The following is a 14,700-nucleotide window of genomic DNA, read 5'->3' as shown; positions in this document are numbered from 1 at the left end:
ATGAGAACTTCCAGTCGCTAGGCGTAGAGCACCAGCGCCATCTAACGTTTGCATTTGCAGGCTCCGTTCTGCATTCGAGGCCGCGGGCCGCTAACCCGCTGGTCTCATGGCTTGTCCGACTGCGCTAACAGTCGACTTGCTGTTCTGACGGTCCCCTGGCTGCGCTAACAGCCGGGGGACCGTTCATGTTTGGTGAAAACTCCCACCGCTCTCTCCGAATCTAAACCTATTGATTTATAAGTACCGTTATGTGCGCATCGTAACGAGGGGATTGCACAGTGTCTAGTGATGACGACTTTTCTGGTAGGGCTCACTCTGTGAGCCGTCGAGTTATGCGCGGATTCCAGCCTGATCAACTGGAGAGAGCCCGCCGATCTGCTGGTGTATCGCAGCGCGAACTCGCGCGCCTGGCGCGACTTAATGCCGACACGATTCGGCGATGGGAACTTGGCGACTCGTCGCCGCAGGTTGATTTGCTTGCCCGTGTCACCGCCGCGATTGGGGTGTCCATTTCCGACCTCGTCAAGGTTCCGGAGGGTGACCGCTACCCTGGCGATTGGCGGATTCTGCGAGGGCTTACCCAGCCACAGCTCGGCGCCGCTGCCGGCGTCACCACCCAAATAGTTGGAAGTGTCGAACGAGGCGAGATTTCGCTGTCTGACAATGTGGCAAGGAAGCTCTCTGCAGCGCTTCAAATCCCTGAAAGCGAACTGCGGGCGAGCTACGAGCGGGTACGAACCCGCCCCGGCGGCACTCCCGCGTAGCCCTCGGGCGTCGCGGATGCGAAGACGGTTCCAGTCGTATTGGACGTTGGTGTTGGCAACCGTGGTGGTGCAGTAAGCAAAGTGAGTGTTCATTCGACCTTCCCGCGATCATGACGAAAAGCCCCTTCGAGGAGGGGCTTTCTGCGTGCTGCGCGGGCAACGCGAAAAGGTCGCGCCGCAACCTCGGGTGAGGTGCGCTGACGTCGGCCGACCGGGCACGTGCCGGAGGGGGCATCGCGCAGTCAGTCCGCTCGGCGGACTCTATGTCGAACCAACGTCGGAGGGGATATTACATAGCTTCGTCGGATTGGTGGTCGCGCCATGCCGTGAGGATGTAGTTGCGATGCCAGGTGGCTTGGGTAGCAGCGAGAGCCAAGAGGCTTCCGGGTGCGACGAAGACGCGCCAGTTGACCCAGGTGTCCGTGGACATGGTGTACGCGACCACGAGGTTGGCGGCGCCGACCGCGACCAGTGCCACGAACCAACTCCAGCTCAGGAAGCGCCAGACAGCGTCCGGTGCGCTCACCCATCGTCCGATGATGAGGCGCACCGGGTCACGCTTCGCGACCATCAACGACGTCAGGAAAGCGCCGGCGATTAGCCAATAGACTCCTGTGGCGCGCCACTTGATGAAGGTCTCGTTGTGGAACAACAGAGTCGAACCGCCGAGGACGAGGACGAGGCAGAGGCCGATCCACTGCAGTTTGTCGACTCGTTGGCGTCGGGCAAGCGTCACGATGATCTCGCCGACGACGCCGGCCATGACGACGACCGTCGCCGCGAAGATTCCGGCGGTCTTGTAGGTCGTCATGAACGCAACAACCAACGCGGCATTGTAAAACACTCTCCACACGAGTTCAGTCCTCCGAAAGATCGTCTCCGTCAGAATGTTTCGTCAGGGATAGTTTCGATTTCGGGGGAGATCACAGCGACACCGATCGAGTCGCTGACGAGAGGATCGAGAAGGAAGCCCCGGAATTCAGCCTTCAACCAGCCGCCGCCGCCGCGTCGTGCCCGCACCGTGCCGGAGACTGGCCCCTTACGCACCTGCTGGACCCACTCGATGATCTTCGGCCAGTCTTCCTCATGGAGCGCGAATGTCTGACCGGTGCTCACGCCGTGTCCGAGGCCGGGAACGTGTTCGGTCACCCACTTCAGCCAGTACGGGTACTGGTACGACAGATCCCCGACCGCGATGTACATCCCCGATGTCGATGCCAACATCGTCGACAGCCACGCGTCGAGCATCGATTCGTGGACAAGGGCTTCGTCGGTGCCTGCGTCCCAACAGATCCCGCGTACGCGTCTACCCGCCGGACCCTCCACACACCGCTCGGCGTAGCGCAGCTCCCGGGTGACGTCGGTCTCGGCCCGGATGGTGAACGTGCCGTCGAAAGTGTCATCGACTTGGCAGTCTCGAATTTGGCGTACATGCCGCAACGTGTCGGACAGGCGGGCCGATCGGGTGTAGAGATCCGCGGGACCGAAAACCGATCGATCCTGATGCCGGGCGGACATCCCGATGAGCTCGATAGCTCCGGGGTCCAACTGCAGTTGCGGCGGGGGAGGGGTGTCCTCGGAGCTCAGAACCCACTCCCATGCCCCGACATTGGGGCGGTCCGGCGGGTTCTTCTTCGGGTCACCGCTCCAGATCTGAACTGCTACGACCACGTTTTTGTCGGGAGTCAGGATGGGGTGGGCTGCCCCTACCGGGCCCAGGGCTTCGGCGACCTTGCCCTCGAACGTATCGATTTTAAGCTCGCGATCGGCGATGCACTTACGGATCAACCCCAGGACAGCTGTGCGAGCAGGTCCACGAAAGACATTGCCGATCTTTCGCCAGTCGCGGTGTTTGGGGCCTTCGGCGACGACATGGTGCTCGTCACCGGTGCCGACGAAGACCGTCGTCCATTCGCGGATCGGGTGGGTGGGTTCGGCGGGGGCGCGCACGAGGGCGTCAGCTGTCATCGGTATATCCGTTTCTCCCGTACTGGCTTTCGGATCAGTCAGGTTTACTGGTATCTCGGTGGGGCCGTGAGTGCGCCAGGTATGTCGCCGGTCGAGTGTTTCCCATGGCTTCACGAGGGACAGGCCGGGGTGGCGTTGGAACAGGCGGCGAGTAGCGATGTCGAGCTGCATCACGGCGAGATCGGCACCGAGACAGTAGTGAGGTCCGCGGCCGAATGCCAGGTCCGGGCGATCGCCGCGGGCGGGGTCGTTGGTCGCTGCGCGCAGAGATAGATACAGAGGACTGCCGGTTGGGATGCGGGTTCCGCCGACGGTGATGTCCTCGACCGGGAATCGCCGTATCGCATAGGACCCGGGCGCCGCGTCGAGGACCAGCTGGGTCACCCGGTCGCGCCAGAGCTGGTCGTCGGCCATTTCGACGAGTAGCTGGTCCCGATCGAGTCCTGCGAGAATGCCGATGGCATTGGCGATCTGGTAGACGGAGTTCTCGAATCCGGCGAGAAACGTCAGGAACGCCAGGGAAATGAGTTCCTCTTCGGTCAGGCGGTCCTCGGCATCGCGGGCGGTGATCCAGTCAGTGATGGCGTCATCACCGGGCGATTTCCGTTTGGCCTCGATAACACGCATGAGTACGAGAACGATCGTGGTCATGGCCGGGATACGGGGGTCGTCCGCGGTGGGTTCGCCGGGATTCATTGCCATCACGGTCGCCGCGGCGGTACGGAACTCGTCGGCGTCTGCATCGGTCACGCCGAGGATCTCGGCGATGATGTCAGCCGGCAGGGGAGAGGCGTAGGCAGGGAAGAGGTCGACAACACCGGCTTCGTTCGGGGCGAGGTCGTCCAGGAGCCCATCGACACGGGCGGTCACTATCTGCCTCACCGCTCCGATCCGTCGCCGTGAGAATGCGGGCGCTGCAAGCATGCGGACGCGGCGGTGATCATCGGGGACCATATTGAGCAGGTTGCGGGCCAGCGCCGGTGGTAGGGGCAGACCCGGGCTACCTGACGGTCCGCCTGGCCGAACATTGACGATTCCAGGGTCAGCCAGCAGTCGAGAAACGTCGTCGTACCGGGTGATGATCCAGACGCGCAGTCCGTCGGCGTCGGTGGCCTCGACAACTGGGCCGGCGGCGCGAAGGCGCTCATGCAAGCGATCGGCCTCCGCGACACTCAGGCCGGGCGCAAACGGATCGAGCACCAGATTCCCTTCTGCGATGTGGCAAATACCTCAGGACGAAGATACCGGCCGACCGGGAATCCGCATTGTTGAGGCGGCTAGGGTGCGCTACGTGAGTGCTCAAGTCGACACCGTACTGGATGAGAACGTGCACAAGGCGGATGCCACCGACCGTCGAGGCTGGAGGAGATCCGCAGCGGTCTGCACTCTCCTCGCGCTCGGCTCGTGCCTGCTCGCCGTCGCTGTCTTGGTCCCTACCTACGGTGCCGACAGGTTGAAGGTCATCCCTCTTGATGTGCAGTCGGCGACAGTGTCGGTTGCGAAGGACACGGCGGTACTCAAGGCCACCTCGGTAGTGATGAAGGGTCCGCTGAAGACCGACCGGGGTGTCCCGCTGCGGATCCAGGTCTATGTGACGACCGAGAATCCGGTTTCAGCCGATTCGACAACTCTGCAGGCGGCGCAAAAGACGGTCCGGACCGACTGGGGCGAAGGATTGGGCCCGGTCTCGGCAATGGTCGATCGCGTCACGATCGACCGACGATCAGGCATGCCGCTCGCCGAGCCCGTCCCGACAACCCAAACCGAGCTGGGCAAGCCCCCGACTGAGACGCCTCGGAAGGGTATTCAGTACAAGTTTCCGTTCGACGTCGAGAAAATCAGCTACCCGTACTACGACGGAACCGCACGTGAGACCCATCCGATCGAGTACGTCGACGACGATCGTGTGATCAACGGCATGCAGCTGTATCACTTCCAGCAGACGATAGGCCCTCTCAATCTTGGGAAATCGATCGGCAGTGTCGCAACGATGACCTTGCCCGCCGAGAAGTGGGGGTTACCTGGCACGGAGCCGACCACGATGGATCTGCACTACTCCACCACCCGCGATGTGTGGGTCGAGCCTGCCTCTGGTGCGATCGTTGCTGTGGAGGAGCAACCGAGACGATGGTTGGCGCGGTCGATTGACGACCCGAATGCGGTGACCACGCTGGAAGCGCATACCCACTTCGACGACGAGACGATCAACGGACTTGCCCGACAAGCGAAGGACGCCCGTACCGCGATCCTGTGGGGAACCCGCTATGGGCCCGCCCTCAGTGCTGTGGTCGGCATCGTGCTGGTGGGGACCGCGATCATCCTCGCGCGCCGCTGGTCACGCAGCTAGCCGAACTGGTCGAAAGCCGCCTACAACATCTCCGGACCCGGCATCAATTTCGACGGCACTATCTGCAGCGCAGCATGCCAATGACCTGAGCAAACGGCACGTCCCCGCTCGTAGCCCCACCTACTGCGAATCGCGCAGCTCGGCGTACGCAGCCTGGGCCTTGGGCAGGGCGACGGCGTACTCGGTGGCTGCGGTCTCACCCTTTTTGTAGAAGTGTTCCTTTTCGTTGTAGCCGCGGGGGTCTGCGGTCTGGACGGCCAGCGCGTAGACGGCCGGGTCGTCGGCGCTGACGGTGATGGTGGCGGCGTTGTCCATAAATGTGTTCGTCGCGGCCTTGACTGCATCCGTGGAGTCCGCAGCAATGTTGTACCCGAAGCGCCAGCCGTAGATGTCCCGGATGTCTACCGATGGCGGGGCCATCGAAAGTCCCGATCTCCATCCGGTTTCCGCCTCTGCCGCGAGGAGGGCCGCGAGTGCCTGGTCAGGGGAACCGCTACGTGCCTCCACGGTCTCGACAATCGCTGTCGCGTTGTCACGGTGAATCTTGGTGATGAGGGCGCTATTCGCCTCGGCCCCGAATGGAGATGCGGCTGCGGTGGTACTCGGGACACTGGGGGCGGTGGTGGGCGATCCGTCCCTGCTGCATGCGGTCAGGACGACGGCGAGAGTAGCAGTGAGTAGTGCTGCGGTAATGCTATTGCGGGTCAAGGGCCCTCCGGTCAGTAGCGGATGTCGTCGATGAGCCAGCGGTCGCCCTCGCGGACGAGGATGACCCACACGGTGGTGTCAGGTTTGACCGAATCGGTGCTGTTGCCGGAGATCGCGGTCTGTTTGATGGTAGCCACGCGGTGGACGAGGGTGTCGGTGTCCTCGGGACACCCGGAGCATTCGATGCTGACATCGGCGATGACCTTCGCCTGCTGCTGCGCCCACTCGTCCCACTGCACACCCGGCCCGCGCTCGGTGCGGGCGTCGACGAGCATGCGGTCAGCGAGCTTGGCGGTCAGCCAGTTCCGGGCCCGCCCGTACGCGTCATTCTGGGTGATGTCGGTGGCTGGGTACCAGGTGAACGCCACGGTCAGGCCTTGTCGGGCGGCCTGTTCGGCGGCGCGGGAGGCTGTCGGCAGCTCTGTGGCCTCGGCGTCGACTGGTGTCGCCGCGGCGGCTGTGGTCGAGGGTACGCTGGTCAACGTCGACGGCGCCACGCTTGCCGAGTCCCCGTCATTGCTGGTTCGGAAGAGGTACGTGTAGGTCAGTAACCCGACGACAGCGACCACCAACACCACGATGACAAGCTTTCGTGCCTTCACACCAGCATCCCTTCTGTCAGCCGAATTGGGCTGTTTACCAGGGTAAATGAATTGTTCCCGGGTTCCGAAGGGGTGGTCCGCGCGAGGCGGGCCGGGACGATTGCCAGAGGCACGCCCCAGAATCTGGCGGGGAAGTACCGTTTGACCGGCGAACATTCTGTTGCGCATACGCGAGATTGACGAAAAACAGGTGAGAAGGCGAAAGGTACTTCAGCATCTGCACCTGCGGAGATAGCACGTCCCCCTACATCACGCGACGTGCTTTCATCCCTGCCTGGACTGCGGCTTCCTTGACGGCGTCGCCGGTCGTGGGTGCGTGGACCATCTGGCCGTTGCCGGAGTAAACCCCCACGTGTCCAGGCCCGTTCGGGCCCCAGCTTCCGAAGACGAGGTCGCCGGGCTTGGCCTGATCGATCGGGATCTCGATGCCGACACCCCACTGCTGCTCGGACGTGCGGGGGAGGGAGACCTTGCCTGCGCTGGCCGCGTGCACCGCGTAGGAGGTCAGACCTGAGCAGTCGAACCCACCGCCGGATGGCCCGCCGGTTCCGCCGCCACCCCACACGTACGGGGTGCCGAGATATTCGCGAGCGGCCGTGACGACTTGGCTACTGTCACCGGAGGTGTTCGGGATGAAGCGACCGCGGGCATTGGGATTGGTGAACTGCGCTCGGGCCTGCATGATCGTGGGGACGTAGTTCTCGGTCTGAGCGAAGGGCGGGATACCGCCGAACTCCAGCACGGCGCCGGGACCGGCGTTGTAGGCCGCAAGCGTCAGTTCGATCGGGTCGCCCTTGGCCTTCCCGTCGGTGATGTAGCCGGAAACATCGTGGTACAGGGCGCACATGAAGTGCGCCTGCGACATCACCGCGTCTCCGAGGGAGTTCGGGTCGACCTTCCCGTCCTCGTCGTAGTCCTTACCCCACGTTGCCCAGGTGCTGGGCATGAACTGTGCGGGGCCCAGCGCTCCGGTCGATGACACCGGAGCATCGGCGCCGTGCTGGAATCCGTTCTCCTGCTGGAGCTGAGCGGCGAGCAAAGGGCCGTCGATCTGAGGGCAGACACTGCCGGCGCGGCGTAGCCACGGCTCGAACTCGGCCGGCACGATCCCGAATGCCAGCTCGCCACCGCCGGCCATGCCGAAACCCGAGCAGTCAGCCGTAGACCGGGAGGCGGCCACGAGTTGAACGGGTCTGTTACTGACGGTGTCGAGGTCGCCTCCGTCGGTGCTGTTCTGTTCGGCGATGTCGGGCAGGACCGTGACGGGGTCGAGGGCTGTTCCGCCCTGCAGTCGACCGCCCTGCCAGTACTCGAAGTGCAGGTGCGGGCCTGTCGATCCGCCGGCGTTGCCGATATCGGCGATGTGTTCGCCAGCCTTGACCTGCTGGCCCGGTTTGACGTGAATTCCATTGGCGAACATGTGGCCGTAGACGGTGCTCACGGGCTTGCCATCGACGTTCGAGTCGATGACCACCCAGTTCTCGAACCCGACCCCGGGTCCTTCACCGGAGGCCCCAGCTTTGACGACGTTGCCGTCGAGCGCGGCGAGGATCTTTGTGCCGACCGGCCCGGCGAGGTCTACACCTTGGTGCTGAGCTCCCCAGCGTTCACCGAATCCGGAGGTGAATGTGGTGGTTCCGGGTTCGACCGGCAGACGGATTGGTTCTGACACGGTCAGCGTCAGGTTCTTAGTGATCGACCCGACCCCGTCGGTGTTGTCGGATCTCACGGTCCGGCACGGATCTCTTGGGATGACCGGTGCGCCCAGTGAGCAGGCCGATGTCCCGATGAGGATGCTGATGGCGCTGGTGAACAGCAGCGCCGACCGTGCGCGGCGGATGTTCACCGTCCCCCCGGGATCGGGGTGTCGAGTTCCGGGATCGGAATCGGTCCGGGAACCGGCGTCGGGTCGTTGCCGCGGCTTGCGGCGGTCGTCGGCTCATCAAGATCGACCGCCGGCTGCGGCGTCGTTGACGGGCTCGACGTCGGTATCGGCTGCGGCTGTGTGGTGTCGGTCGCGGTGGTGGTCGGTGGCGTCGAGGTGCGCGGAGTGGCTGTGGTCGGCGGGGCGATGTTCTCGACTTCGGAGAGGTCGAGGGTCGGTAGGGGAGTGTCGACCACCCACCGCTTCTCGCCGTTGGCCTCGTCGACGGTGACCGTGATCCGAAGGTCCCCGGCCTGCGTCGGAATGGTCACCCGCGCGGCCTTCGTGCCGTCGGGCTCGTCGGTGAGCGTGCTGACCGTGGGGCCGGTAATGGCCACTGGGGTCCGCGGCCTGGCCGCTACCACGTGCTCTCCCAGCTTGTCGGCGGTGTGTCGGCCGATAGTATTGGCCCACAGAGAATCTGACGGTGCTGTGTTGACGAAGGCGTGCGCGTAGGCCATCGCTGTGGCAGGTGCGCTCGAGGCGGCCCAGGCTGCGGTCTTCGCGACGACCAGGGACTCGGTCACTTCGTCGAGGTCGTAGCTGATCGTCTCCGCGGGCGTGACCGGTTCCACGGTGGTGTCCGCCTCATGAGCGACCGCCCGCGGCGGAGGGGGCTCTCCGAAGACCGCGCCGGCAGCGAACAACAACGCAACGGCGCCGGCCACCGTGATCGCCAAGTGGGTGCGGGAGTAGAGCACCCACCGGCGAATCGGTGCGAGGACAGGGTTGGGTCCGGATGCCGACATCAGATGTACCGGTCCTCAGGCGTCGTGCGGGCCGGCACGGCGGCGTTCCACACCTTCGCGTTCGGCGACGCCTTCACCGGTGAGCGGTGCGGCGAGGACGCGGTGGCGCGAGATCTCCCTCGCTGGCCACGGGTGGGGGTATAGACCTTCATTGGCGCGATGGCCGAGCGGTCGCCGCCGTCCCACCGCTGCCCGACGCTCGCGGTCAGCAGTTCCCTGCGGGCCCGACGTTCCTGGACGCGGTTGTCAGCCTCGTTCTGGTCGAAGAATTTCCACGCCGCGGCGCCAGATCTGATTGCGCGGTCGGCGTCTCTGTCGTCGACCCCGCCCTTGCCGCGGGCAATGTCGCGGCTCGCCACGGCGGCGATCCCCGCGATACGTGCATCGCGCTCGATCGCGGGGTCGGACGCCTGTCCCAGGCGTGCAGCCTGGCCCAGCCCCTGCGCTTTCCGGGCATCCGCACGCGACTGAGTGAGCGCCTGCTGGCGACGGTTGCCCAGCGCGCGACCCTCGGGCCGAGTGATCGTGGTCGCCCCGTCGTCGTCCTCGTGTCCGTCGCGGCCGCGACGGGCGAAGCGCTCGGCGGCCTTCTCCGCGATCGCCTGCGCCGGCCCACCGACCGCGAAGCTCGCAGCGTCGAATGCCTTGCGTTTGATGGACTTCTTGACGCTTCGGGCTTTGCGGTTGACCATGCTCGCGCTGTTCTGTGTGAACGTCTGGCTCATCCGTTTAAACGGCCGCATGATCGCCCAGCACACGACGGTCAGCAGCACCATGAACCACAGACGCCAGGACCCGTCGACGACACCGTTCGAATCGGCGTAGAGCTGGACCAGCGCCATCAGGTACAGCGCGACGATCACCGCGCCGGCCACGCCCCACATGTAGGCCGAGGCGAGCATGCGCATTACGCGGGCAAGCCACCCGCCGTAGGCGATCGCGACGGGAATCCAGATCGGGGCGAACAGGACGGCGAACCGAATTGCGAGCAGCGCAGTGAGTTTCAGCAGGGACGCGCCGATCCACAGCAATGACGGCATGGCTAGCTTGATCATGCCCATGAAACCGGTGGATGTGCGGCCCGAGTCCTTGCCCTGGAATTGGTAGTAGGAGAGCTGGTAGTCGGTTTCGAGATCGGTGACGATCTCCCGGAACTGGTCGGCTTTCTCCTCGGCGAGCTGCGCCTGCGCCTTCGGGTCGTCCTTCACCGCGTTCTGCTGGTCATAGGTGAATGCCAGTGAGTCTCGGAGCTTCACACCGAGGCCAGCTTTGTCCTCAGGGTCGTAGTTGGTGCCGAACCATCCCTTGCGCCAGTCTGGAAGGAAGATTTTGTCAATTAGCACGTTGCGTGGGTCAGTGCCGCCGGCAGCGAGCGTGCCACCGTCGTCGCCGAACTGGACCGCGAAGATTTGGTCTTGCGTCTCGGTGATCAGCGCCCCGAACGTCTCGTCGGCAACTTGGAGCGCCTTCTGTGGAGCCCCGACCATCAACGCTCCGAGCGCGAGCCCCGCCGCCGAGATCGCCGCTGTCTTCGTGACCCCGGCCGCGTCGGCTTTCAGGGCTTTCCACAGGATGATCGCGGCCACGATGACCAGGCCGATGCCGACCCACTGCCCGTAGAGGCCTCGCATGCCTTCGGTGATCGAGAAGACGATCTGGTCGAACCGCTCGAGCGCGGGAGTTACCCCGGCCTCGGTGGCGTCCTGGCCGGTCTTGGTCTGGTCGTCGAGCCAGAACGCGGCGGCCGCCATCGACTTGCCGATGGTCAAAAAGGTATTGCCCAGGGTGGTGTCGCCGACTGCACCTGGTGCCTTGACCAGGTCTGCGCCGCAACCCAGGTCGTAGGTGTGCCACTTGAGCCCGGCCCACCCATAGGTCTGATAGCCGGTGCCGCCGGTGGCCGGCAGATCGGCGCTGGTCGAGTCGAAGGTTGTTTCGAGGACTTCGTTGGGGAACTCCGGCGAGGGAACGTCCTGGCAGTCGAATCCGCCGGCCGATGCGACGGTGCCACCGAGTCCGATCAGCGACACCGTGGCCATCATCAGCACCACCAGGACGCGCCCCACGATCCCTGTACGCCACCGGAAGCGGAGCGGGGAAGGGGAGCGGTCCATCTGTGCGGCTTGGGCCCGCAGCGGGCTCATGCCGCACCCCCCATCGCTGTGCGGGTTGCTCGCGAGTCCAGGGCGTCGAACACATGGGCCAGGTGCACGTAATGCGTCCAGTCCGAACGGATCAGCTCGATGTCGTCGGCCATCTTCACGATGAACCGGCGGGCCTGGTCCAGGTGCTCGGTGTCGGTGTCCTCGTCGAGAGTGTCCTCGCCGCCGCCACCGAGACCGGCCAGTAGTGACTCGTAGCCCTCGCCGAGGGGAAGGTTGAGCAGCTTGAGCGCGCCCTCGATCGCATGGGCGTTGCCGCCGAGGTCACCGATGATCACCTCGTACGTCAGCGCGGACTTGTCGTCGGTGCCGTCGACGCCGAGGTAGTCGTCGGGCAGCTGCGAGCACACCAGCGCACGAACCTTGTACTTCCGGCTGTCGCGGGCGATCCGCAGGTTCAGGGTGCGTCCGGCGCCGGTCTGCTCGAGGTACTTGTTTTCATCGAGAAAGAGGACCTTGCGTTCGTAACGCGGCAGCTCGTAGATGAGCCGGTTCGCCATCCACGCCGCCATATGCATGAGCGGGCCGGCCATCCGCTGCTGCGGGGTCCACTGAGCCGGGTCGGTGCCCGTCGGGGGCAGTTGCAGGCCCGGCATTGTCAGGACCGTCAGGCGCACGTTGCGGTCGACGCTCTCGCCGTCGCCGATGGTTCCCTCCTCCGGGAAGAGCACGCGGGCCTCGGCGAGCTGGGACATCATCGCCAGGTCCTGGTGGATGGACCGCGCGCAGGAAATCAGGTCGACGTTGGTCTCGTCCTTGCCTTCGCCGATCGTGGCGATGGCGGTGAGGACTTCGCTCAGGTTGTGGTTGCGTTGGCCGCCGACCATGTTCGCGGCAGTCTGTAGAACCGTCTCGGTCCATTGATGTTCGAGCCGCGAGGGTGTGAGCATCATCTTCAGCACCGACACCGCCACCGAGATCCGCTCCGCCTCCGCGGCTCGTAGATCCGCCTCGTACTGCGACTGCGCTGCTGCGACCGGATCGGTGTCGTCGGCGTAGTCCGGGCTCATCGGGTCGTATTCCGGGTCCTCGCGCCGTGGGTCGACGATCACCCGGTACGGGTTGAGCGATCCCGGCCGAGAGGTGCGCCCTGTCAGGGCCTGCACCTCGGCGATGCCCCGGAACTCGGGCAGCTGAGCAAGCTTCTTCAGCGGCCCGGACGGGTCGAGTACCACACCGTAGGCACCCGCACGCACTGCCTGGTAGACAAGCAAACCCGCGAGGAACGTTTTACCCGAGCCGGGAACAGCGACGATCGGCGTCAGACCCGATTTGTGCTTCTTCTCGTGCGCGGCAAACAGATCCCACACCGCGGGCCGCGGAGCGATCGACGCAGTCTGTCCCACCACCACGCCGGTGCGGTCACCGATCCGGTCACCGACCGCAGCCATGCCCGCCGACAGTGCCTCGACGTTCATCCGCCGGCAGTGCGCGATGTTCGCCAGCGGCTCGCCCGGAATGAACTCGCGCAGCAGCTGGTACTGGCCGTGCTCCTGTTCCAGGCGAATCCGCGGCGCGTACATCTCCTGCAACAACGCAACCTTCTCCTTCGCCTCCTCCGGCGACGAGCCGACGATGAGGACGCGGTACCAGCCCTCGGTGCGCACCGACAGGCCCGAATGGTCCTCATCGATGTCGGAGATCACCTGTTGGGCGAGTGCATGCTGCTCGGCAAGCTCCTGCGGCGGGGACTGGTCGTGTTCGACGGTGTAGTGGTCGAACTGGGCCTCGATCTTCGACGTCAACCGGCGCAGGCTACGCAGCGTCTGCCCCTTCGTCTTGAGCGAGATGCGCTCGGACCATTCGAGCGGTTCCCCAGACGGATCACCGATCACCTGCCACGGCAGCATCTTCTCCGGTATCGGCAGTGGCGCCATGCGCCCGACCGTCAGGACGATCGCGTAGCCGGTGTAGTCCCTGCCGCCGACCTGCCCGCGCACCGTGGTGTAGCCGTCGCCAGGAGTCAGCTCGAGATTGGTGAGGTCTTCGAGTGTGGCGACATCGGATTCCTCCCAGTCGCCGGCACCGGAGATCACACCGTCCGCATCCAGCGGCAGCCCAAGCGTCGCAGAGCGCAGCAACAGGTAATCCATCTGGCCTGGAGTTGCGGGTTTAGCGTTCACACCCTGACCGGACAGGTGCCGCTCGATCGTGGAGAGGTGATCGGCGATCGCCTTCTGCTCGCCCAGAAATGCATCGCGCGCCCACTTGCGCCACAGCTGAGCGAACTTGCCCAGCAGTGGCCAGTCGACGACCGGAAGCAGCCACTGGCCGACCGTATCGAGACCCTGCGCGAGCACCGAGCGCGGCGGCAGCTCCACACCCCAGTAGCGGCCCTTCTGCGTCGGGTTTCCCCACAGCATCGCGTGCTGTTGCCCGCGCAGGTAATCCGCCCACGACAGCGCCCCAGGCACGTCCGGAATCGGATCGGCCCACGCGTCATGTGCCTGCGCCCACTGCCGCACTGGCCACGGTGTGCGCACCAGCCGCCGGTGCAGCCCCGTCACACCGGACTCGGCGAGGTTCGCCACAACCAAGCCCTCGTTCTGGATGTAGCGTCGCTGTTTGCCGACCGGACGCATGTTCCACGGTCCCGGTGGCTGCACGAACCATGCCGTCGACTGCCGGCGCGTGCGAGTGACGTTGCCCTCCACCCCGACCAGTCCGAGACGCACCGCCTTGCGTTCGCGGTCCGCGCGTTTCTTCGCCGCTGTGACCTGCCGGGTGACCTCCGTGTCCGGGTCCCCACGGCGGCCGTCCCGCTTTCCGCGCCGCGTGCCTTGCGCGGCGGGTCCCGGCTCCGCGTCAGGTGCGGGGGAGGGGACCACGACAGGTGCGGGAGCTGCGATGTTGCTGTCCGGGGCCTGAGACCATGCCAATTCCTGGGCCGGGACCGGCGCCGGAGCGGTCGGTGTGGCAGCCGCTCGGTTCGCGGCCATTGCCGCCGCCCACGACGGCGGCAACGCACCGGGCGGAACGATGGCCGGCTCGGGCTCGTCGAAGTTCGGATCGAACAATGCGGCGATCTCGTTGTCGGGCTGCAAAGTCATCGGGAGGACTCACCTTCGATCGGCGTGATGGCACCCGCACTGCCAGCAGGGCGGGAAATGGCGGGAAGGCGGAGTACGACGGTCTGACCAGGCTTCGGCGGGCGCGGTGCATTCAGGTCATTCCACGCCGCCCGGACCACCGACCGGACCGGGCGATCGGCGTTGACGAACTTCGTCACCCGCGCGGTGAGCACGACAGTGATGACCACCATTACGACGAGGGACTTGAACCCCAGCGGCACGTGGACGATGCCGCGGGCGATGACGAAGATCGTTGCCATGAATGCGGCCCCGAGTCCGAGCGACGCGTACCGAATCCGGATCGGCAGGGTGAACCCGGTCGGGCCGAGGTAGTGCTGGTCCACCCGGTGCAGCAGGTCGTCGTTGTCGATCACAGTCGGCTCCCTTCGATCGTCGATTGGTGAT

At 65.1% G+C, this 14,700-nt stretch carries 11 protein-coding genes; 2 read left to right on the top strand and 9 right to left on the bottom strand.

Translation table 11 applies throughout. The features are described from left to right. Positions 1-332: 332 nt before the first annotated feature. Positions 333-764 carry a helix-turn-helix transcriptional regulator gene (locus R4P95_RS32625; protein ID WP_317747497.1) on the top strand — a complete coding sequence of 144 codons (432 nt, stop codon included), beginning with the start codon at positions 333-335 and terminating at the stop codon, positions 762-764. Between the two features lie 289 nt (positions 765-1,053). Here R4P95_RS32625 and R4P95_RS32620 read toward each other — a convergent pair whose 3' ends face one another. Together R4P95_RS32620 and R4P95_RS32615 are read right to left on the bottom strand one after the other, a co-directional pair. Beyond that, positions 1,054-1,590, bottom strand: coding sequence for an inner membrane-spanning protein YciB (locus R4P95_RS32620; RefSeq protein WP_317747498.1), 537 nt, complete (start codon positions 1,588-1,590; stop codon positions 1,054-1,056). A 56-nt stretch (positions 1,591-1,646) separates the two neighbouring features. Beyond that, positions 1,647-3,932: a GAF domain-containing protein gene (locus tag R4P95_RS32615; protein WP_317747499.1), complete on the bottom strand. Its 2,286-nt coding sequence runs from the start codon at positions 3,930-3,932 to the stop codon at positions 1,647-1,649. A 91-nt stretch (positions 3,933-4,023) separates the two neighbouring features. Here R4P95_RS32615 and R4P95_RS32610 point away from each other — a divergent pair, with 91 nt between their 5' ends. Then, on the top strand, positions 4,024-5,079 hold the full coding sequence (locus tag R4P95_RS32610) for a DUF3068 domain-containing protein (protein WP_317747500.1): 1,056 nt from the start codon (positions 4,024-4,026) through the stop codon (positions 5,077-5,079). A gap of 120 nt (positions 5,080-5,199) precedes the next feature. On the opposite strand, the gene R4P95_RS32605 is transcribed toward R4P95_RS32610, so the two are convergent. The 7 genes from R4P95_RS32605 to R4P95_RS32575 all read right to left on the bottom strand — a co-directional run bounded on the left by R4P95_RS32605 (position 5,200) and on the right by R4P95_RS32575 (position 14,669). Then, a complete protein-coding gene (locus R4P95_RS32605) occupies positions 5,200-5,787 on the bottom strand; it encodes a hypothetical protein (RefSeq protein WP_317747501.1) in 588 nt (195 codons plus the stop codon). Between the two features lie 11 nt (positions 5,788-5,798). Next, complete coding sequence (locus tag R4P95_RS32600; RefSeq protein WP_317747502.1) at positions 5,799-6,389, bottom strand: hypothetical protein; 591 nt, start codon at positions 6,387-6,389, stop codon at positions 5,799-5,801. Positions 6,390-6,633: 244 nt separating this feature from the next. Next, entirely contained in the window at positions 6,634-8,235 is a 1,602-nt protein-coding gene (locus R4P95_RS32595) for a peptidoglycan DD-metalloendopeptidase family protein (RefSeq protein ID WP_317747503.1), read from the bottom strand. Further along, entirely contained in the window at positions 8,232-9,062 is an 831-nt protein-coding gene (locus tag R4P95_RS32590) for a hypothetical protein (RefSeq protein ID WP_317747504.1), read from the bottom strand. The genes R4P95_RS32595 and R4P95_RS32590 overlap by 4 nt, the downstream gene beginning before the upstream one ends. Then, a complete protein-coding gene (locus R4P95_RS32585; RefSeq protein ID WP_317747505.1) occupies positions 9,062-11,206 on the bottom strand; it encodes a hypothetical protein in 2,145 nt (714 codons plus the stop codon). Before R4P95_RS32585 ends, R4P95_RS32590 begins: the two co-directional genes overlap by 1 nt. Beyond that, the gene (locus R4P95_RS32580) at positions 11,203-14,274 is read right to left on the bottom strand and encodes an ATP-binding protein (protein WP_317747506.1); all 3,072 of its coding nucleotides are present in this window, start codon (positions 14,272-14,274) and stop codon (positions 11,203-11,205) included. The genes R4P95_RS32585 and R4P95_RS32580 overlap by 4 nt, the downstream gene beginning before the upstream one ends. Next, the gene (locus R4P95_RS32575; RefSeq protein WP_317747507.1) at positions 14,271-14,669 is read right to left on the bottom strand and encodes a hypothetical protein; all 399 of its coding nucleotides are present in this window, start codon (positions 14,667-14,669) and stop codon (positions 14,271-14,273) included. Before R4P95_RS32575 ends, R4P95_RS32580 begins: the two co-directional genes overlap by 4 nt. Positions 14,670-14,700 lie beyond the last annotated feature (31 nt).

This window comes from Rhodococcus sp. IEGM 27 (assembly GCF_033142305.1).
Classification (GTDB): domain Bacteria; phylum Actinomycetota; class Actinomycetes; order Mycobacteriales; family Mycobacteriaceae; genus Rhodococcus_F; species Rhodococcus_F oxybenzonivorans.
The sequence above is the reverse complement of the archived record's forward strand: the minus strand, read 5'-3'. Positions and strand labels throughout refer to the sequence as shown.